Annotated in this window: 17 protein-coding genes and 1 CRISPR repeat array; of the genes, 6 read left to right on the plus strand and 11 right to left on the minus strand. The window is 72.9% G+C overall.

Annotated elements, in window-relative coordinates:
• Positions 1-356 precede the first annotated feature (356 nt).
• Both C1701_RS01940 and C1701_RS01950 read right to left on the minus strand, forming a co-directional pair.
• Positions 357-584: a hypothetical protein gene (locus C1701_RS01940; RefSeq protein ID WP_026420527.1), complete on the minus strand. Its 228-nt coding sequence runs from the start codon at positions 582-584 to the stop codon at positions 357-359.
• A 236-nt stretch (positions 585-820) separates the two neighbouring features.
• A CRISPR array of direct repeats spans positions 821-1399; the repeat unit is 28 nt; unit sequence GGAACAGCCCCGCGTGCGCGGGGACGAC.
• Positions 1400-2232: 833 nt separating this feature from the next.
• Positions 2233-2862, minus strand: coding sequence for a TetR/AcrR family transcriptional regulator (locus C1701_RS01950; protein ID WP_103055420.1), 630 nt, complete (start codon positions 2860-2862; stop codon positions 2233-2235).
• Positions 2863-3013: 151 nt separating this feature from the next.
• Between C1701_RS01950 and C1701_RS01955 the strand changes: the two genes are divergently transcribed.
• Positions 3014-3715, plus strand: coding sequence for an SDR family NAD(P)-dependent oxidoreductase (locus C1701_RS01955; RefSeq protein WP_026420533.1), 702 nt, complete (start codon positions 3014-3016; stop codon positions 3713-3715).
• A 255-nt stretch (positions 3716-3970) separates the two neighbouring features.
• Here the strand turns inward: C1701_RS01955 and C1701_RS01960 are convergent, their stop codons facing one another.
• The 7 genes from C1701_RS01960 to C1701_RS01990 all read right to left on the minus strand — a co-directional run bounded on the left by C1701_RS01960 (position 3971) and on the right by C1701_RS01990 (position 12324).
• The gene (locus C1701_RS01960; RefSeq protein ID WP_103055421.1) at positions 3971-5074 is read right to left on the minus strand and encodes a serine hydrolase domain-containing protein; all 1104 of its coding nucleotides are present in this window, start codon (positions 5072-5074) and stop codon (positions 3971-3973) included.
• A gap of 108 nt (positions 5075-5182) precedes the next feature.
• Positions 5183-6544 (minus strand): amidohydrolase family protein, encoded by a 1362-nt coding sequence (locus tag C1701_RS01965; RefSeq protein WP_103055422.1) that lies wholly within the window; start codon positions 6542-6544, stop codon positions 5183-5185.
• Positions 6545-6744: 200 nt separating this feature from the next.
• Positions 6745-7635 (minus strand): citryl-CoA lyase, encoded by an 891-nt coding sequence (locus tag C1701_RS01970; RefSeq protein WP_103055423.1) that lies wholly within the window; start codon positions 7633-7635, stop codon positions 6745-6747.
• The gene (locus C1701_RS01975; protein ID WP_026420537.1) at positions 7632-8855 is read right to left on the minus strand and encodes a CaiB/BaiF CoA transferase family protein; all 1224 of its coding nucleotides are present in this window, start codon (positions 8853-8855) and stop codon (positions 7632-7634) included. Before C1701_RS01975 ends, C1701_RS01970 begins: the two co-directional genes overlap by 4 nt.
• A gap of 339 nt (positions 8856-9194) precedes the next feature.
• A complete protein-coding gene (locus C1701_RS01980) occupies positions 9195-10700 on the minus strand; it encodes a tripartite tricarboxylate transporter permease (protein WP_016700240.1) in 1506 nt (501 codons plus the stop codon).
• The gene (locus C1701_RS01985) at positions 10700-11341 is read right to left on the minus strand and encodes a tripartite tricarboxylate transporter TctB family protein (RefSeq protein ID WP_016700241.1); all 642 of its coding nucleotides are present in this window, start codon (positions 11339-11341) and stop codon (positions 10700-10702) included. The genes C1701_RS01980 and C1701_RS01985 overlap by 1 nt, the downstream gene beginning before the upstream one ends.
• Positions 11338-12324 carry a Bug family tripartite tricarboxylate transporter substrate binding protein gene (locus C1701_RS01990; protein ID WP_026420538.1) on the minus strand — a complete coding sequence of 329 codons (987 nt, stop codon included), beginning with the start codon at positions 12322-12324 and terminating at the stop codon, positions 11338-11340. The genes C1701_RS01985 and C1701_RS01990 overlap by 4 nt, the downstream gene beginning before the upstream one ends.
• A gap of 296 nt (positions 12325-12620) precedes the next feature.
• Between C1701_RS01990 and C1701_RS01995 the strand changes: the two genes are divergently transcribed.
• The 4 genes from C1701_RS01995 to C1701_RS02010 all read left to right on the plus strand — a co-directional run bounded on the left by C1701_RS01995 (position 12621) and on the right by C1701_RS02010 (position 15888).
• Positions 12621-13019 (plus strand): universal stress protein, encoded by a 399-nt coding sequence (locus C1701_RS01995; RefSeq protein WP_026066259.1) that lies wholly within the window; start codon positions 12621-12623, stop codon positions 13017-13019.
• Between the two features lie 347 nt (positions 13020-13366).
• The gene (locus C1701_RS02000) at positions 13367-14200 is read left to right on the plus strand and encodes an IclR family transcriptional regulator (RefSeq protein ID WP_103055424.1); all 834 of its coding nucleotides are present in this window, start codon (positions 13367-13369) and stop codon (positions 14198-14200) included.
• 63 nt (positions 14201-14263) lie between these two features.
• Positions 14264-14917: a methyltransferase gene (locus C1701_RS02005; RefSeq protein WP_051713115.1), complete on the plus strand. Its 654-nt coding sequence runs from the start codon at positions 14264-14266 to the stop codon at positions 14915-14917.
• On the plus strand, positions 14914-15888 hold the full coding sequence (locus C1701_RS02010) for a hydroxyacid dehydrogenase (protein ID WP_337662080.1): 975 nt from the start codon (positions 14914-14916) through the stop codon (positions 15886-15888). The genes C1701_RS02005 and C1701_RS02010 overlap by 4 nt, the downstream gene beginning before the upstream one ends.
• A gap of 121 nt (positions 15889-16009) precedes the next feature.
• On the opposite strand, the gene C1701_RS02015 is transcribed toward C1701_RS02010, so the two are convergent.
• Positions 16010-17185, minus strand: a complete 1176-nt coding sequence (locus tag C1701_RS02015) for an aldo/keto reductase (protein ID WP_248783923.1) — start codon at positions 17183-17185, stop codon at positions 16010-16012.
• Positions 17186-17713: 528 nt separating this feature from the next.
• Between C1701_RS02015 and C1701_RS02020 the strand changes: the two genes are divergently transcribed.
• The gene (locus tag C1701_RS02020) at positions 17714-18121 is read left to right on the plus strand and encodes an SgcJ/EcaC family oxidoreductase (RefSeq protein ID WP_103056932.1); all 408 of its coding nucleotides are present in this window, start codon (positions 17714-17716) and stop codon (positions 18119-18121) included.
• A 259-nt stretch (positions 18122-18380) separates the two neighbouring features.
• Here the strand turns inward: C1701_RS02020 and C1701_RS02025 are convergent, their stop codons facing one another.
• Positions 18381-20243, minus strand: coding sequence for a bifunctional metallophosphatase/5'-nucleotidase (locus C1701_RS02025; protein WP_026420542.1), 1863 nt, complete (start codon positions 20241-20243; stop codon positions 18381-18383).
• Positions 20244-20258: the final 15 nt, after the last annotated feature.

Consider the following 20258-nt stretch of genomic DNA (forward strand, 5'->3'; position numbering starts at 1 on the left):
CCTGGGACACAAGCCGTGCGGGTACCCGGGAGTCCAACGCTTCGGCGATCACGTTCAGCTGGCGAAGGGGCCATCTCCCGCGTCACGGCCTGTTCGGTATGGCGGGCGCACGGGGACACCCGCAGGCGCTCGGGCTACTCCACTAACCGACTCGCTCTTGACGACGATCTTCTCGGGTTTGCTCGTGTCGTCCCCGCCTGGTGGAGCTGTGGCGAAAGCCCGGAGACGGATGGTCACTCCGTCGGAGAAGCGCACGGCGAAGCCGGTAGTCGAGGGAACCTGGTACTCCTCGATGCTGGCTATGCCGGGGTGAGCCGCGAGCTGTTCGCGGAGCAACTCGCGAAAACGATCGAGTCTCACAGCGCCTCCCGGGGGACCTCGGGCGAGTCAGCAGCCATACGCGGGATTCCCGGCCCGGACACGTCGTCAACGTAGAGATAGGCGGCCGCGCCGCTCGCGAAGTCGACCCTGAACCGCGTTCGGTGCTGCGGACGGTCCTCTCCGTAGCAGTGCACGTTGGTGACCTCGGGGTGGTCGGTCGTGATCAGGCCCGCCAACAGCTGATCGAACGCCCGCAACTTCACGTGGCATCCTTCCTTTCAGGGCAGCTCGGCCTCAGCTGCTCCTGAGGACGAAAGGCGTGCCCAGCCATCGGCAGACCCGGGCGGGCTCCCTACCGCAGCTCCCCGACGTCTCCGGGTAGCCAATTGACTACGGATAGTAGCGAACGCGGTCTCGTGGGGACTGGTGCGTCCCAGTGCGCACAACCCGGATGCGCGGGGAGGACATCATCGGCCTGGCCTCCGCCGGCCCGGCTGCGGGAACAGCCCCGCGTGCGCGGGGACGACTGCCGGCCTTAATCACTTCTGACGTCGTAACGAGGAACAGCCCCGCGTGCGCGGGGACGACACGGCCGTTCCCATCGACGAGGCGGTGCCCGTGGGAACAGCCCCGCGTGCGCGGGGACGACGTCCTAGCCGCACTGTGCCGGGCTGGCCGGCCGGGAACAGCCCCGCGTGCGCGGGGACGACGCGGAGGCGGCGCTCCGGGCCTATGACCTGGCTGGGAACAGCCCCGCGTGCGCGGGGACGACCGCCGCTACCGGCGGACGGACGAAGAACAGGTAGGAACAGCCCCGCGTGCGCGGGGACGACTTTGCCCTGGCCCGGCCTGCCGCCGACCAGCCAGGGAACAGCCCCGCGTGCGCGGGGACGACCCCAGCTCAATCGGTTCGTTCCGGCCCGCGTCCGGAACAGCCCCGCGTGCGCGGGGACGACCATTGGTTTCGGACCGGGCAGCCCGCGCAGATCGGAACAGCCCCGCGTGCGCGGGGACGACCCCAGCGGATGGCGGACATCCGAATGGAAGGCCGGAACAGCCCCGCGTGCGCGGGGACGACACTTCCTGACCTGCGGCGTTACGAGCAACAGGGCCGGTTTTCATTCACTTCTTCCAGCCTCCGCTCCACGCCGCTCCGTCTCCTCCTCAGTATGAGCCTCCCGCCGAGTCGCACGGGCACCGGGATCGTCCAGCCAGGAAGCAGTCGGCAGAGCCGGCTTGTCCTGCTAGCGAACCTACCCCTGCGCCCACGACCCCAGGTCCTGACCGACCCATGCCCCAGCCACCGCGAGGCGCGCGTCCCTCGGGCGCGAACCTCAGGCAACAACTCGCAGGGGGCGAATTCAGGACATTTTCTGCCCTGAATTGCCCGTGACCGCGATCTGACGGGCGGCGAAGCGGAGCTACCAGCTCAGGTCGCACAGCGACCTGAGGCTAGGGAGCCGACGACGCACCAGCCAGCTCAGCAAGGAAGGCTTCGACGGCCGGTAGCAGATCCAGCGCCACCATCCGACCGGCAGGCGTCATTCGCAGCACCCGATTCCCCGGCTCGCCCGACCAGACCACATACCCCACGGCGACCAGGTCGGCAGTCTTCTCACTGAGGTCGGCCAGCCCCACCCCAGTGGCCTCCGCCAACTCGACAATCCTGAAAGGCCGAAACAGGGCGGACGACTAACCACCGGACGCCGTCCTCCCCGCGCGAGCGGGGCTGGTCCCGCCCCCACAGCACGCGAGGCGCCTCCAGGTAGGTCCTTCCTCGCGCACGTGGGGCTCGTCCTCACGCCTCCTGGGGCTGGGCGGGCAGGGCGGCGAGCGTGGATCGAGCGATCGGGGTGCGCTGTCGGGCTACCCGGCACCGGGTAAGCATGTCGGGGGACGCTCTTCGCCCGCCTACACCTCGCCCAGGCCCCGCAACGCCTCGCGGACCTGCCCTTCGGTCGGTTGGCTCGCGGGAAGCGGGGTGCGGGCGGCCTCGGCGCGCAGGCCGTCCAGGAGGTAGGCGACCTGCCGGCGCCAGGCGTCCGGAGCGGCGGCGGCGGTGGCACGGGCCAGTAGCGCGTTGGCGGCGAAGGCGAACACCAGGTCGGCGTTGGTGAAGTCGGGGCGCAGGGCGCCGGCCTCGTGGGCCCGTCTGACGATCCGTCGCGCGGCCTCCATGCTGCGGCCGCACGCCGCCATCAGCCGTTCCGCGTCCGGGTAGCGGCCGCCGACCACGTCGGCGACGGCGGGGTCGGTGGCCTGGAGTTCGCAGAGCCTCTCAACGTAGTGCGCGAACCCCTGCCAGGCGTCGTCGTGGGACAGCGCCTGCTGGGCGACCTCGTCGAGGCGGCGGGCCGCCCCCTCGGCCACCACCGCGTCGATGAGTGCCTCGCGGGTGCCGAACAGGTTGTAGAGCGTGCCGTGGCTCACTCCCGCCCTGCGGGCGATCTCCTTCAGCGGCACCTGGAGGCCGCGCTCCTGGAAGAGCTCGGCGGCGGCCGCCCGCAGCTTCTCCGCGTTCCGTTGGGCGTCGGCCCGCATCTGGTGGTTCCTCCTGGTCCTGCCCTCGACGGTCCCGCCGCGTCCGGCGGCCCACCGTGCCGAACTTGACCCTGCTGTCAATTTACATGCTACCGTCGGGACTCAAGTTGACCCCAGGGTCAAGATGTCGTGAGCAAGGGAGCACTCCCCCATGTCCAAGGTGATCGCCGTCTTCGGGGCCGGTACCGGTCTCGGCTCCTCCGTCGCCCGCCGCTTCGGCCGGGAGGGGTTCCGGGTCGCCCTGGTGGCTCGTCGCCGCCCGCGCCTGGACGCCCTCGTCGAGCAGCTGGCGGCGGAGGGCATCGAGGCGGCCGGGTTCACCGCCGACCTGTCCCGGCCCGCCGAGGTGCCGGCGCTGATCGCGAGCATCCGCGATCGCTTCGGCCGCATCGACGTGATCGAGTACGGGCCGTTCAGCGCCGACCAGGGTTTCGGGCCGGCCGCCCAGACCGATGCCGCCCTGTTGGAGCAGGGCCTGCCGATGTTCCTGCTGACTCCCGTCGAGGTGGTCCGCGCGGTACTGCCGGAGTGGACCGAGCGTGGGGACGGTGCCTTCCTGCTGACCTCCGGGGTCACGGCGGTCCACCCCGTGCCCGGGCTCAGCGGCCTGGCCCCGGTGGGCGCCGCCATCCGCAACTACCTCTACTCGCTGCACGGCGAGTTGGCCGAGGCGGGAATCTACGTCGGGACCCTGGCCGTCGGGGCGACGATCGCCCGCAGCGAGATGAGCGCACTCGTCGCCGACTCCGGGGCCTCCACCGGGTTCCCGGTCGTCGATCCCGACGACCTCGCCGAGCAGTACTGGGACATGTACACCACCCGGCACCAGGTCGAGCGGATCCACCCAGCCTGAGAGCTGGGGCGCAGCGGCGGCCAAGAACAGCGGTCGGGTCAGGACGAGCGGGCCCGCCCGGGAACGACGCGTCACGAGCAAGCCCGAGGGCCTACGGGCCTCGCCCGGCCCGCCCGGCGCTGGGGGCGCCTGGTTCACCGTGTCCGGCGGACTCGGGCCACGCGACCCTGCCTCGCGCACCTTCGGGAGGCGCGCGCGGGGACTGGTCGGCGGGACCCGCGCCCCGTCAGCGGGGGACGGTTTCGGACGGGGGCCTCAGCTCAGGCACTCCCGCACGGCGTGTTCGATGGTGTCCACCCGGTCGAAACCGGCGAGTCGGCGGGTGACGTAGGCGCAGGCGTACTCCTCCCCCTGCGACACCCAGGCCGCCGAACCGCCGGCTCCGCCCATCGCCACCTCGTCGCCGGACAGTTGGAAACCGAGGGACCAGGTCACCTCGTGGCCCAGGAACAGGTCCGTTCCCCGGGCCTGCGGGCTGAGGAGTTCCCGGTGCACCCGCTCCCCCAGCAACCCGGCTACCGGGCCGCCGGGGTCGACAAGTCCGGCGTAGAACTTCCCGATCGCGGACGCCGTGGTGTGCAGGCCGATCGCCGGGAACTCGGCGCGGCGCCAGGCGGGGCCGTTCAGCACCTCGACGTCGAGTGCCCCGGTCGGCCGGGTCATCGCCCGGTGTTCCAGGGAGCCGGGCTCCCCGGCCGTCGCCGTGGGCCACCGGGCGTCGCCGTACTCGAGGTCGGCGACCCGGGGCAGGTCCTGGGCGGGCACGCCGAAATGGGCGTCGAGACCCAGCGGCCGGGCGATGCGGTCGCGGAACACCTGGCCGAGGGAGGCGGCTCCGGTTCCCCGGAGGACGCCGTCGAGGAGGTGACCGTAGGTCAGGGCGTGTTCGGCGTGGGCGGTTCCGGGGGCGAACTCGGGTTCCGCCCGGGCGAGGGCGGCGCGGAGTTGGTCGTCGGCGAGCAGGGGGAGGTGGGCGGCGGTCTCGGGGAAGGCGGGCAGGCCGCCCTGGTGGGCGAGCAGGTGGCGGAGTGTCGTCCGTTCCTTGCCGGCCTGGCCGTACTCGGGCCACACGTCGGCGACCGGGTCGTCCAGGTCGAGGGCGCCGTCGGCGACGGCGGTCAGGGTGGCGAGGGCGGCGAGGGGTTTGCCGACGGAGTAGGTGTGGACGAGGGTGTCGGCGGTCCAGGGGTGCGTGCGGTGCTGGTCCCGCCAGCCTCCCCAGATCTCGACGACGGGCCGTCCCCGGTGCAGGACGGCGACGGCGGCGCCGGTCTCGCGTCCGGTGTGGAGCAGGTCGAGGAAGGCGTCGCGGACGGCGGCGAAGGCGGGGGTGGTGTGGCCGCCGTGGGGCACGGTCATCGGTTCTCCTGGTGGGGGGTGGTGGTGTGCGCTCACCCGGCGGGGTGGGGTGCTCGGGCTCGCGGTGTGTCCGGCGGCGTCGGGTTCCCGGTGGTCCGACCGTCCTCGCTACCAGGAGGTGGCGGTGGCGGCTCCGCTGTCCCGCCACACCCGGCGGGCGCGCTCGTCGAGTTCGGCGAGTTCGTCTCCGGCGAGCAGCCCGGGGCCGTCCCTCCGGTACCGGACGCGGCCGCCGATGGTGGTCTCGACGACGTCGGCGCCGGTGGCGGCGAAGGCGAGGACGTCGCGGGCGGTGGACAGGGGACCGTCGGTGGTGGCCAGCGGGCGCAGCCCGGGGCGGCGGGCGTCGAGCAGGACGAGGTCGGCGCGGCGGCCCGGTTCGATGGCGCCCCGCGTGTCGGGGGTGTCGAGGACGTCGGCGCCGCCGAGGGTGGCGAGTTCGATCAGCTGGGCGCCGTCGACGGCCTCCGGTCCCCATCGGGCGCGGGTGAGCAGCGCGGTGGCGCGGAGTTCGGCGAGGAGGTCCTCGGAGCCGGCCCAGGCGGAGCCGTCGGTGCCGAGGGCGAGGCGCGCGCCGGCGGCGAGGAGGGCGGGCAGGGGTGGGGTGCCGTCGCCGAGCAGGGCCTCGGAGGAGGGGGTCAGCACGACGGGGACTCGGTGGTCGGCGAGCAGGTCGATGTCGGCGGGTTCGACGGCGGTGCAGTGCACCGCGTAGAGGTGGTCGAGGAGTCCGAGTGCCTGGTAGTAGCGGATCGGGGAGCGGCCGGTGCGGGCCCGGGTCGTCTCGTGGCGGAGCGTGGTCTCGCTGACGTGGGTGTGGACCCGGATGCCGAGGTCGCCGGCGTGGGTGACGAGTTCCCGCAGGTATTCGGGGGTGTGGTCGGGGTCGTTCTCGTTGACGCCGGCGAGCATCGCCGAGCACCCGGTGTCCTGGACCTGGCGGAGGGTGTCGCGCCAGGCGGTGCCGCCGGGTTCGGGGTGCAGGGCGACGGTGGCGGGGATCCCGAGGTCGGCGGCGACCTCGGCGGCGACGACGGGGTCGAGGTACTCGTGGAGGCAGAGGGCGGTGGTGCCGGAACTGATCGCCTCGGTGATGGCCAGTTTCGCGCTGAGCCGCAGGGTTTCCCGGTCGGCGGTCAGCGCGGCGTAGAGGCCGTCGGCGAGGGGGTGGCCGTCCTGGTGGTCGATGGTGGTGGCGGCCAGGGCGGTGCGCAGCAGCGCCGGGGTGGGGTGGAGGTGGCCGTTGACGAGCCCGGGGAGCAGGACGTGGCCGGTGGCGTCGACGTGCTCGGCGGCGGGGTGGGAGGCCGGGGGCCACGTGTCGGGGGCGGAGCCGCCCCCGACGACGGCTCCGGTGGTGGGTCGGACGAAGGCGATGGTGTCGCCGTCGATGCCCACGTCCCCGACGAAGGGGTGGGCGTCGCGGGGTCCGGTCACGACCAGTGCCCCGTGGTAGATGCGGTCGACCATCCGCCTGCCCCTCCGGTGTGTCCCGCCCGGGTCTCCCGACGGCCGGGCCGGCGGAAGTATCGCGGCCGGTCCGGCCGGGGGGCAACCGGGTTTCGTGGTGTTCCGGAATGGTCACCGGGGTCCGGGTGTGGGTATCCGGTCCGGGCGTGGCCGGGTGGGGTGCTGCCGCCCGGCCAGGCCGGAGGGGGGCGAGGGGCCGCTCAGTGCTGGGGTGGGGTGGTGGGGACGTCCCGCAGGTCGGGTCCGGTGTAGTCGGCGAGCAGCGGGCGCGGGATCGGCCCCTTGATCCGGGTGCCCGACCGCCGTTCCTCCCAGGCGTGGGCGAGGATGCCGACCGAGCGGGACAGCACGAACAGGCCACGGCCGAGTTCGGGGGCGAAGCCGAGTTCCGAGTAGATCAGGGCGGTGGCGCCGTCGATGTTCATCGGCACGGGTCGGCGGCGGCCGGTGGCGAGGGCGTCCTCGAGGGCCAGGCCGATGGCCAGGTGGTCGCCGGGGACGACGCCGGCGTCCGCCGCCTCGGTGAGCAGGCCGAGCAGCGGGTCACGGCGCGGGTCCCTGGGGTGGAAGCGGTGGCCGAAGCCGGGGACGTGGCGGCCGGCCTCGCGGTGTTCGGTGACGGCCCTGGCGGCGACGGCGTCGAGGGTCTCACCGGCGGCGACCTCGGTGTGGAGTCGGGCGAGGAGGTCCATGCACTGCTGGCCGGCGCCGCCGTGGACGTCGCCGAGGAGGTTGACGCCGGTGGCGACGGCGTTGTTGAGGCCGACCCCGCAGGTGGCGGCCATCCGCGCCGCGGCGATGGAGGGGGCCTGGGGGCCGTGGTCGACGGCGGAGACCAGGGCGGCCTCCAACAGCCGGCCCTGGCCGGGGGTGGGCAGGTCGCCGCGCAGCATCAGCCAGATGGTGTCGGCGAAGCCCGCACGGCCGATGAGCTGTTCGACGGGGTAGCCGCGCAGGGCGATCTCGCCGGGGTGGATGCGGGCGATGTCGGTGGCCCACCAGCCGGTGACCTTCTCGGTCGGGATCGTCGCCGCCTCCCCGGTGGCGCTCGCCGTGTCGGCTGGCCGGGTGTTCTCGTCGTGCTGGGTCATACCGCCCCTTCCTCGCGCAGTGCGCGGATCTCCTCGTCGGTGTAGCCGAGTTCCCGCAGCAGCGGGGTGGTGTGTTCACCGAGCACCGGGGGTGGGGCGCTGGGGGTGCTGGCGTGGCCGTCGACGCGGACGCCGTTACCGAGCACGCGCACCGTCCGGTCCGGGTCGGCCGGGTGGGGCAGGTCGTGGAGGAAGCCGCGTTCGGCGATCTGGTCGAGTTCGAGGGCCTGGCGGACGTCGAGGACGCGGGCCGCGGGGACGCCGGCCTCGGCGAGGGCGTTCTCCCAGTGCTCGGCGGGGTGGGAGGCGAGCGCGGCCTCGAGTGCGTCGCGCAGCGCCAGCCGGTGGGTCTTGCGGTCCTCGCGGCGGGCGAAGCGGGGGTCGGTGGCCAGGTCGGGGCGGCCGACGACCCGGCACACGGCCTCGAACTGCTCCTGCTTGTTGGCGGCGATGTTGAGGGCGCCGTGGCCGGTGCGGAAGGTGCCGGAGGGGGCGGCGGTGGCGTTCTCGTTGCCCATGGGCACGGGGTCGCGGCCGGCGATGAGGTGGTTGGAGGCGGCCCAGCCCAGGGCGGTGATCGCGCTCTCCAGCATGGAGACGTCGAGGCAGGAGCCGACCCCGGTGCGGGCCACCCGGACGAGGGCGGCGGCGACGGCCATGGCGGCGGCCAGACCGCCGAGGGTGTCGCCCACGGGGTAGCCGGCGCGCAGCGGGGCGGTGTCCTCGGTTCCGGTGACCGCCATCATCCCGGACAGGCCCTGGATGATCTGGTCGTAGGCGGGCCGGTCGCGCAGGGGGCCGCTCTGCCCGAAGCCGGAGATGGCGCAGTAGACGAGGCGCGGGTTGATCTCCTGGAGGCGTTCCCAGGGGAAGCCGAGGCGGGCGAGGACTCCGGGGCGGAAGTTCTCCACGAGGACGTCGGCCTGGGCCACCAGGCGGGTGAAGACCTCCCGGCCGGCCTCGGACTTGAGGTTGACGGTGACCGAGCGTTTGCCGCCGTTCTGGGCGAGGAAGGACGCGCCGAGCAGGTCCCGGTTCAGGTCGGGGTCGGCGCCCAGCTGTCGGGCGAGGTCGCCGCTGCCGGGCACCTCGACCTTGATGACGTCGGCGCCGAACAGGCCGAGCTGGTAGCTGGCGTAGGGCCCGGCCAGGACGTTGCTGAGATCCAGCACCCGGACGCCGCTGAGCAGACCCTCGCCGTCGGTCGCCGCCGTGGGCATTCCTGACCTCCCTCGTCGTCGCGCCGTCCCCGACGCACCAGGTGAACCGTAGAGCGGTCTCACCGTACCACTCAGCGGTACACCTCCAGCAGACCACGGCCGGAGCTGGTCAGCGGTCGGCGCGGGTGGCGGCGGGAGGGCGCGCCGCTCCCGGGCCCGGGATGGGCGGGGCCGGCACGAGGAGGTCGGGACGCCGGCGCGGGACGTCGCACCGGGCACCTGCCGAAGGGACGTCCCGGGGGCGGCCCGACCCCGGAACGCGAACGTCGCGGTGCCCCCGGGGTTCCCGGGGACACCGCGACGACGGCACCACGTGGCCGACCGGAGGCCGGCACCAGGTCAGATGTCCTGCCGCACCCTCCGGCGGATCTTGTTGACCACCATGAACAGCACGGCCAGCGCCAGGATCACGTACAGCGTCACCGCGATGCCGCTGTCGAAGAGGATGCCCACGTCCCCCTCGCTGACGGCCAGTGCCCGGCGCAGCTCGGTCTCGGCCAGCGGCCCGAGGATCACCGCGATGAGCACCGGCGCCAGCGGTAGCCCGTACCGGCGCATCATGAACCCGAGCAGGCCGATGAGCAGCAACAACACCAGGTCGGCTGTCGAGGAGCTGGTGGCGTAGACGCCGAGGCCGCAGAACACCGAGATCCCGGCGTAGAGGTAGTGCTTGGGGATCATCAGCAGCTTCGCCCACAACGGCGCGAAGGGCAGGTTGAGGATCAGCAGCACCACCATGCCGATGAAGAGGCTGGCCAGCAGTGTCCAGACCAGTTCGGCGTTGCGCTCGAACAGCAGCGGACCGGGCTGCATGCCGTACTGCTGGAACGCGGCCAGCATGATCGCCGCCGTGGCCGAGGTCGGCAGGCCCAGGGCGAGCAGGGCGCCCATCGCGCTGCCCGCGGTCGCGTTGCCGGCCGCCTCCGGTGCGGCGACGCCCTGGATGGCGCCCTTGCCGAACATCGGGTTCTTCCGGCGGCGGTCCAACCGGCGTTCGGTGCCGTAGGCCATGAAGGTCGGGATCTCCGACCCGCCGACGGGGATGACCCCGAACGGGACGCCGAAGCCGGCGCCGCGCAGCCACGCCGGCCACGCCTTGCGGACGTCGGACCTGCTCAGCCAGGGCCGCCCGGTGAACGGGGTGGTGGTGCGCCCCTTGTCCCGGTGGATGCGGGAGGCCACGAAGAGCACCTCGCCGAGCGCCAGCAGGCCGACGGTGATGACCACGATGGCCACGCCGTCGAACAGCTGGGGCATGCCGAGGGTGAACCGGGACGCGCCCGAGGGGCCGTCGATGCCGACCATCGCCAGGGCCAGACCGATGACCAGGGCCGCCAGGCCCTTGATCACCGATTCGGCCACCACCGTCGCGGTGGCGACGAAGGCGAACACCGCCAGCGCGAAGTACTCGGCCGGACCGAACAGGCTGGCCAGCTCGGCCAGGTGGGGGGCGAAGAACACCACCAGGGTGGTGGCGATCATGCCGCCGGTGAACGCGCCGATCGCCGAGGTGGCCAGGGCCTGCGGTGCCCGCCCGGCCTTGGCCATCCGGTGGCCCTCGAAGGTGGTGGCGATCGCCGAGCTGTTGCCCGGGGTGTTGAGCAGGATGCCGGTGGTGGAGTCACCGAACAGACCGCCGTAGTAGACACCGGCGAACATGATGAACGCGCCGATGGGGTCGAGGCTGAAGGTGACGGGCAGCAGCAGGGCCACCGCCATCGCCGAGCCGAGACCGGGCAGGACACCGACGGCGGTGCCGAGCACCGCGCCCACCACGACCCACAGCAGGTTGATCGGGCTGACCGCGCCGGCGAAACCCTCGAAGAGGTTATTCAAGGCTTCCATCAGAACACCCCACCCAGGATTCCGGCGGGCAGGTTGAGCCCGAGGCCGGCCGAGAAGGCCAGCTGGATCACGGAGGAGACCACCAGCGCCACGCTGGCGTCGAACAGCGGGCGCTTGCCGTGCAGGGCGTAGGTGACGCCCCAGAACAGCAGTGCTCCCGAGATCAGCCAGCCCACCGGCACCAGCAGGACGGTGAAGGCCACGAAGGAGGCGACCACGATGCCGACCGTCCGCCAGTCGGTGTGGGTGCGGTACCGCTCGACGGCCGGTCGCTCACCGGCGCCACCAGCGGACGCCGGGGTCTCCTCGCCGGATGCCTCGGCCCCTTCCCCGGCGCCCTCCTCCTCGGCGGCGCCGTCGGTCTCCTCGGCGGCGGTTTCCTCCTGGGGGACGGAGGGGTGGCGGATGACCTGCACGGCCAGCAGGACCGCGAGCAGGTAGGTCAGCACCGTGACGATGGTCGGGAAGAACTGCGGTCCCGGTGAGCTGACGTTGGGCGGCACCTCCATGGTGAGGGTGCCGTAGGTGAGGAAGATCGCCAGCCCCAGCAGGAAGGCGGCGACGACGAGCCCACTCCGCCCGGTCCAGAACGATCTGTGTTCCGTCCCGGCACCCGAGGAGGACTCCACGGTGCTGCTCACAGTCCCAGCTCCTCAATGACCTGTCGAATACGTGCGATGTCCTGGTCGAGGAACTCCTCGAACTCCTCGCCGACCATGAAGGTGTCCGCCCAGCGGTTGCGGTCCAGGGCGTCGGCCCACTCCTCGGTCTCGACCATCTCGGTGATGATGGCCTCCATTTCGGCCCTGGCCTCGTCGGTCAGTCCGGGCGGGGCCATCACGCCGCGCCAGTTGGGCAGCTCGACGTCCACGCCCTGCTCGATGAAGGTGGGGATCTCGATGCCTTCGACCGGCTCGGCGGCCGAGACCCCGAGCGCGCGCAGGCGACCGGCCTCGATCTGGTCGGAGAAGTCGTTGTAGCCGCTCACCCCCACGGCGACGGTGTGGGACAGCAGCGCGGTCATCACCTCGCCGCCACCGGCGTAGGAGATGTAGTTGAGCGAGCCCGGGTCGACGCCGCCCTCCTGGGCGAGCAGGCCGGCGAGCAGGTGGTCGGTGCCGCCGAGGGAACCGCCGCCGATCGCGGTGCCGTGCGGGTTGCTCCGCCAGTCCGCCAGGAAGTCGTCCAGGGTCTGGTAGGGCGAGTCGGCGGGGACGACGACCACGACGTAGTCGTCGGCGAGCCGGGCGATGGGGGTGACGTCGTCCAGGCCGTGCTCGGAGCCGTTGACCTCGACGGCGCCGAGCATGACGGTGCCGGTGACCATCAGCGTGGTCTCGTCGCCGGCGCGGCCCACGGTCTGGCTCAGGCCGATGGTGCCGCCGGCTCCGGGGACGTTGACGACCTGGGCGTTGTTGACGACTCCCGAGGACCGCAGGGCCTGCTGGGACTCGCGGGCGGCGAGGTCCCAGCCGCCGCCGGGGGCGGCGGGGGCCATCAGGGTCAGCTTGTTTCTGGCGCTGGCACCGGCCGCGCTGTTCCCGGCGTCTATCCCGGCCAGCACGACGAGCGCGGCAACGACAACACCGTAGATGCCGGTGACAAGCGGTCGCTTGGGCCGCATGTCGAACTCCTTCCTGATGCCTGAACCGAGTCGCACCGGCCGTCGCCGACCCCGGCGAAACGGGGGACGACACAGGCCCGAGTAGGTCCGCCTGGCGATTCGGTCGTGCCACCATAAGGGCTGCCCTATGAGTTGGGCTACAGTCCCGGCATCTTCGCAGGAGCAACGCGTCCTACCTGGGCCGCTGACCTGCGGCTGTGGACATGGGATGCTTTCGCGCATCACGGGCGAAGCAGAGGGAAACGGTCAAACCGAACCGCTCTGCGGATCAGCTCCTAGTTGAAGAGGTGGACTGAATGCCGATTGTCGTGGGATACCGGGACAACCCCGAGGGCCGCGCGGCCATCAGCCGCGCCGTCGAGGAGGCGACCCTGCGCGGGCAGTCACTGGTGGTGCTGCACACCGAGCACGAGGAGAGCGGGGAGGACCACGGCGCGACCGACGCCGAGGTCGTCGCGCTGCGCGCGCGGTTGGACGAGACCGGGCTGGAGTACGAGGTGCGCACCGAGGGCAGGGACAGGGACGTCGCCGGCGCCCTCATCGACCTCGCCGTCGAGCGGGACGCCGCGCTCGTGGTGATCGGCATCCGCAAGCGCAGCCTGGTGGGCAAGTTCCTGCTGGGCAGCACCGCGCAGCGGGTGCTGCTGGACGCGCCCATGCCCGTGCTGGCGGTCAAGAGCGACGAGCGGGACTGAACCCCCGTCGCCTCCCGGGTGGTCCCGTCACGTGACGGGACCACCCGGGCCGGGCTCGTCGGGGAGGGCCACCGGGCCGCGGCGCGCGGCGGCGCGCCGGTGTCTGGCATTCCATGGGCGGACGCGGGGCGGCCACCCGCGCCCCGGCCGTCCGCGACCTCGCCACCAGCGGCGACCGGCCCGGCACGCCGGCCGGCGGGTCGAGGACCTCCAGCGAGCGGCTGAGTGGACCACTGGCTCGATCCAGCCATCCGGTTGAACCGCACAGCGGACTACTTGTTCCGCTCTGAGGTCGCATGAGAACCTGGGTGGCGTCCTTCCCCGCCCGGCCCACGAGGAGAGCCGCCATGACCGAGACCGGCGCCCCACCCGGCGTCACCGAGTCCTCCGGCACGACCCGAAGCACCTCGGACGAGGAGGGCGGCGGCCGCATCCGCAGCGTCGCCCGCGCGGTCGAGGTGCTGGCCAGGTTCGACGAGGACACGCTGAGCTGGACGGTAAGCGACCTCGCCCGGGCCACCGGCCTGCCCAAGACCACGCTGGTCCGCATGGTCGACACCCTGGAGCAGACCGGGATGCTGTGGCTGCGCCCGGACGGCCAGATCACCGTCGGCGCCGGCCTCCTCCGCTGGGCACGACTGGCCCGGGCCGCCTGGGAACTCCCCGAACCGGTCATGCAGGCCATGCGCCGGCTCGCCGACGAGTGCGGCGAGACCACCAGCTTCTACGTCCGGCAGGGACCGCACCGGATGTGCGTGGCCCAGCAGGAGGGCCCGCAGACCCTGCGGCAGGTGGTCCGCATCGGCGACCGCCTCCCGCTGTGGGCGGGAGCCTCCAGCAAGGTGCTGCTCACCGGGGCGCCGGACGAGGTCGTCGAGGCCGCCGCCGTCAACTCGCCCTACGGACCCGGCTACATCGCGCAACTGCGGGAACAGGTCGAACAGACCCGGGCCAACGGCTACGCCGTCACCCACGGCGAACGGGAGAACGGCGTCTCCGGCATCGCCGCGCCCATCCTCGGCGGCGAGGGCCACCTCATCGCCGCCCTCGCGCTCGGCGGCCCCACCACCCGGTTCACCCCGGAACGGGTCTCCCGACTCGTCACGGCGGTGACCGCCGCCGCCCACTGGATCTCCGGGCTCCGACTCGCCGCGACCTTCCCACCCCCGGAGGACGGCTGACCCGCCCCCGCCCGTCCCTGACGGCGCCCCCCGCCGAACCACCCGCTCGTCGAAAGGCACTCCATGAGCCTGCTGCCCGTCACCGCCCCCGCCGAGGCACCCACCCCCACCATCCCGGAGGTGGACGCCGACCTCCTCGCCGCGCTCGCCGAGGTACCGGCGGCCAACCTCGGCGACGCGATGGGGCGCTTCAACGTCCTCGACTCGCGGATCCAGGCCATCTGGCCGGGCGCGAGGCTGGCGGGCCGGGCCAGGACGGTGTGGACGCGGGCCGGCGACAACCTCTTCGTGCACCAGGCCATCGAACGCGCCGAACCCGGTGACGTCCTCGTCGTCAACGGTTTCGCCGACGAGTCCCGCGCGCTGATCGGCGAACTGATCGGCGTGAAGGCCAAGGCCCGGGGCATCGCCGGTTTCGTCCTCGACGGGGCCGCCCGCGACGCCGCCGACCTCGCGGCCCTGGGCATGCCCGTCTTCGCCAGGGCCCTCACCCCGGCCGGCCCCTACAAGGACGGCCCCGGCGTCCTGGACACCACCATCGCCGTCGGCGGGGTCGCGGTCACGCCGGGCGACATCATCGTCGGTGACTCCGACGGGGTCGTCGTCGTCCCGCTCAGCGAGGCCGCCGGGGTACTCGACGGCGCGAGGGCCCTCCAGGAACGGGAGGCCGTCAAACGCGCCGCCAACCGCCAGGTGCCCGCCGGGGACCCGAGGTGACCGGCCCGTCGACCCCGGTGGTCTACGTCCCCCGGCCGGTGCACCCCGACGCGCTGGAACTCCTCGCCGGGCACGGCCGGGTCGTCCCCGGCTACGGGGACGACGCCGTGCCCTTCGAGCAGGTCGCCGACATCGTCGAAGCCGTCCTGCTCCGCACCGCCGAGCTCCGCGCGCCCAGCATCGACCGGGCACCCCGCCTGCGGGTCATCTCCCGGCACGGCGTGGGGGTGGACACCGTGGACGTCGCGGCCGCCACCGCCCGCGGCATCCCGGTGTGCGTGACGCCGGCCGCGAACACCCTGGCCGTCGCCGAGCACGCGGTGGCCCTGCTGCTCTCGGCGAGCCGGCTGGTGGCCCTGGCCGACCGGGGGGTCCGCCGGGGGGACCACGACCTGCGGCACTCCCTCATCGGGACCCAGCTCACCGGCAAGCGGTTGGGTCTGGTCGGGTTCGGCCGCATCGGCGTCGAGGTGGCCCGCATCGCCCGGGCCGGGTTCCGGATGGAGATCGTCGCCCACGACCCCTTCCTCCCCGACGAGGAGGTCCGGGCCCGGGGCGGGTCACCGGTGGGCTTGGACGAGCTGCTGTCCACCTCCTCGGCGGTGAGCCTGCACCTGCCCAGGACCGACCGGACCGCCGGGCTGCTCGGTGCCCGGGAGCTGGGCCTGCTGCGCGCGGACGCGGTGCTGGTCAACACGGCCAGGGGCGGCATCGTCGACGAGGCCGCCCTCGTCGACGCGCTGCGGTCGGGGCGGCTGGCGGGCGCGGGCCTCGACGTCGTGGACACCGAACCGCTGCCGGCCGGGCACCCGTTGACCGAACTGGACAACGTCGTGCTCACCCCGCACGTCGGCGGCCAGACCAGGGAGTCGATGCGGCAGGTGGCGATGGACGCCGCGCGGGCCGTGGTGGACGTGTTCGAGGGCCGTCAACCCGCCCACGCCGTCAACCCCGAGGTGTTCTCCGCGTAGTCCCCGACCGCCGCCGCTCCCGCCCGGGGTGGCGGTGGCGGGACCGGCCGGGGTGGGCCGGCGGGCGCCGGGTCGCGCGCGACACGACCCGGCGTCCGCCCTCCGACGGCGTTCCTCCAGGTCAGGTCCCGGTGCGGGGCGCGTGCAGGCTGGCCGTCGCGGGCCCGAGCCGGTCCGAGGCGGACTGGCCCTGGTGCCAGTGCGGGTAGATCAGCCAGGGAGCGCTGACCTCGTCCAACGTCGCCCGTTCCTCGGCGGTGATGGTGAGGTCGGCGGCCGCGAGGTTGTCCACCAGCTGCTCGTCGCGGCGGGCACCGACGATCACCGAGGTGACCCCGGGCCGGCCCAGCAGCCAGGCCAACGCGACCTGGGCGGCGGACACGCCGTGCCCGTCGGCGATCTCCACCAGGGTCTCGACCGTGTCGTAGAGCTTGTCGACGTCCCGCACCGGCGGTTCGCTCCACTCGGTGAGGTGCCGGGAGCCCTCCGGCGCCGGCTGGTTCCGCCGGTACTTGCCGGAGAGCAGGCCACCGGCGAGGGGGCTCCACACGAGGATGCCCAGGCCCTGGTCCAGCGACAGCGGCACCAGCTCGTACTCGGCGTCGCGGGACTCCAGCGAGTAGTAGATCTGCTGTGCGACGAACCGCTGGTAGCCGTGCTGGTCGGCGGTGGCCAGCGCCTTCATCAGCTGCCAGCCCGAGTAGTTCGAGGCAGCCAGGTAGCGGACCTTCCCGGACCGGACGAGGGTGTCGAGGGCCTCCAACGTCTCCTCCAGCGGGGTCTCCCCGTCCCACTCGTGCACGTGGTAGATGTCGATGTGGTCGGTGCGCAGCCGCCGCAGGCTGGCCTCGACCTGCCGCAGGATGTGGTAGCGGGACAGGCCGCCGTCGTTGGGGCCGTCGCCGGTGACCAGGCGGACCTTGGTGGACAGCAGCAGCCGGTCCCGGCGGCCCTCCACCACCTCGCCGACGATCTCCTCGGACAACCCGTCGGAGTAGATGTCGGCGGTGTCGAAGAGGTTGATGCCGGCGTCGAGGCAGAGGTCGACCTGCCGCCGGGCCCCCGCCACGTCGGTGTCGCCGAGCGAGCTGAACCCGCCGCGTCCTCCGAAGGTCATGGTGCCCATCGTCAGCGTCGACACCCGAAGGCCGGACCGACCAAGTTGCCGGTACTCCATGCCGCAGCCCCTCTCACTGCTCGCGTCCGTCGTCTGGGGGTGGTTGCCCGGTCCCCGGTGGGCGTGCGCCCCGGGCCCCGAGTTGATCTCCACCCTGGGGGAGGCGGGAGTGGAGGGCAACAGGAAAAATCGGCGAGCCGGGGACGGACGTCCACCGGGGTGTGCTGACGGCGGGGTCGTGGCGGGCCGGTCCTCGGGCTGGCTCACCTCCGCCGCGCCCCACGAGGTCGGACGACACCGACCTGCGAGGAGAGCTCCTGGGGGCCGCGGTCCGATCCTGCTCGGTCGCACCTCGACGGCCCCGTGCTGCTCACCCGACCGCTCGGGCACTCCGCCAAGCCGCTGACCGCGCGGCACACCGGCACGCCGGGACGCCGGGACGTCCACCCCGGCACGACCAGCCCGGACCAGCGGGGGCGCTGGGGCCGGCGACGAGCCGAGGTCCCGGCCGACTGCCCGTCGAGGACGGACAGCGCGAGTTCGCCCGCCCCCGAGCACCGCCCGCGACGGTTCCGCCGGGCGCGCCGCTGGCGAGGCCGGGCGCGGTCGGCACGAGCCTCGCTCGGACAGCGCGCCGGGCGGCGAGCCTTGACCTCAACCAAGGTTCACGACGCAGGGTCGCTCCGTCCACAACGGGAGGAGAACAACGTGGCCACCGGCAGCGACCGCATCCTGACCGCCCTGGTCAGGGACTACGAGCACGCCTTCACCACGAACGACGCCAGGTTCATGAACGACCTGTTCGCCGACGACCCCGTCTTCGTGACCTTCGGCGGCACCCTCGTCGACGGCAAGGAGGAGCTCTACCGCGCCCAGGCCGCCGTCCTCGCCCCGGGTGGCGTCCTCGAACACACCAACGTGAGCTACACGGTCGAGCGCATCACCCGCCTCGACACTGGCGTGGCGGTCATCCACGCCCGCCAGCGGACGCGGCACTCCGGCACCACCGACGAGCGGGCGGGCAAGCACCCCATGGAGTCGGTCCTCATGCTCGTCGCCCAGCTCGACGACCGTGGATGGCGGATCAGGATCGGGCAGAACACCCCCGTGACCTGACAGCGGAGTCCACGCCGCCGCGCGGACCGCCCACCGGGCGCCGGGTCGAGGTCGGGCTCGTGATCACCGGGGCAGGAGCGGCGGGGACGGGCGGGAATGGGGCTGGTCGCGGCCCGTCGGCCGAGTGTCGGGTCCACCGGGCCGCGTGGGGAGGCGCGCACCCCCGGAACACGGCGGAGGGCGCCGGCTCCGTCCCGCGACGGACCCGACGCCCTCCGACCACCGAGGACCGGCGACGGACCTCGGGTGGGAGTGGAACTCAGTCCTCGATCAGCAGCTCTTGCCCACCGAAGACCAGCCGCCAGTCCACCGAGTGGAACTCGTCGGAGTCGACGACCTCCCGCTCGGCCACCCAGTCGATCAGCAGCTGGCGGATCTCCGCCAGCTCGTCATAGACCACGGGGGCCTCGGTGACGTGCGGGAAGTTCCCGCCGCCGGACTGGCGGTAGTTGTTCAGCGCCAGCACGAACTCCTGGTCGTCGGCCACCGCGACCCCGTCATAGGCGAGGTCGACCACCCGCTGGCCCACCGGCTGCCCCAGGTCGAGGTCGTAGGTGAGGGCGGCGTCCAGTCCACCGACGATGTCGTACAGGTAGTCGGGGGTGCCGTAGGGCGCGGTGGCGGTGGGGGCGTTGGTCACGTCGTCGGCGGCGTGCGGGCCGGGGCCGTCCACCGACTGGTAGTACTCGGCCGACTTCTCCAGGAAGTCACGCAGCTGCGAACCGGTGAGCACGATCCCCAGCAGGGTGTTGTCGAACCCGTACAGGGAGGCGACGTCGCGGACGGTGACCTCGCCCTCGGGGATCACCGCGTCCCGGTTGAACGGGGCGGCGGCGGCCAGCACCGGCAGGTCGGCGTGCTCGGTGCCGGCCAACGCCCCCGCCACCGTCTCGGCCTGCACCTGGTTGATCAGGTCGACGGCCGCGCTGTCCTCGTACCGGGAGGTCGCCGCGGACATGGCGCGGGCGTTGTGACCCACCGTGCTGTTCACGTAGGCGCGGGCCGCCTCGTGCTGCTCGGCGACGAGGTCGACGATCGCCGGGTCCTCCGGCACCGTCGCCGAGTCGAGTACGTGGGAACCCAGGCCGGTCACCGTCCACCGGCCCCGCTCCATCCGCAGGTCGATGTCCATCACGGACAGGCGCTGCCCCCACTGCTTGGGCTGGGTGATCAGCACCTCCTGGCCGGTCTCCTCGTTGGTGACGAACCGTTCGGGCACCTCCTGGTGGGAGTGCCCGGCCAGGATCGCGTCGATCCCGGGCACCTGCTCGGCCAGCATGCCGCTGGCGTTCTCGGGGAACGGCAGGGCGTCACCGTAGGAGGACGAGGGGTCGATCCCCGAGTGGGACAACGCGATGACGATGTCCGCGCCGGCCGCCCGCATCTCGGGCACGTAGGTACGGGCCCGTTCCACGATCCCGTCGAACTCGAGGTGCCCCTCGACGTGGGCCCGGTCCCAGATCGCCGAGCCCGGGGTGGTCAGCCCGAGGAAGCCCACGCGGATCGCCCGTCCCCGGTCGGGGCGGACCGTCTCGATCGTGTAAGGCCGGTAGGCCGGTTCTCCCGTCCCCGCGTCCAGCACGTTCGCGCCGAGCAGCGGGAAGTCGGCCTGCTCCTCGAAGACGTCCAACACGTCCAGGCCGTAGTTGAACTCGTGGTTGCCGAGGGCGCTGGCGTCGTAGTCCAGGGCGTTCATCGCCGCCGCCATCGGATGCGTCTCCCCCGACTCGGTGATCGGGTCGACGACGGCGTGGTAGTAGGCCAGCGGGGTGCCCTGGATGGTGTCCCCCGCGTCGACCAACATCGTGCGGTGCGCGCCCCGGTCCTCCCGGACCTGGTTGACCAGCGTGGACACCTTCGCCAGGCCCACGTGGTCGCCCGAGGAGTCCGCGTACTCGGCGTCGGCGAAGTAGTCCCAGTTGAGCACGTTGCCGTGCAGGTCGGAGGTGCCCATCACGGTGAGCGTGAACTCGGGAACGCCCCGCCCGCGCACGTCGGCGCCGGCCGGCCCGGCCAGGGCGGGCAGCGCGACGGCCGCGCCGGCGAGGGCGACACCGAGTCTGGTGGCGGTTCGTCCCCGCCCCGGCAGCCGGCCGGAGCCGGTCGTTGGTCTGCTGTGCACCAGGTCCTCCGTAGA

It is taken from the genome of Actinoalloteichus sp. AHMU CJ021 (genome assembly GCF_002895405.1).
GTDB classification, from domain to species: domain Bacteria; phylum Actinomycetota; class Actinomycetes; order Mycobacteriales; family Pseudonocardiaceae; genus Actinoalloteichus_B; species Actinoalloteichus_B caeruleus.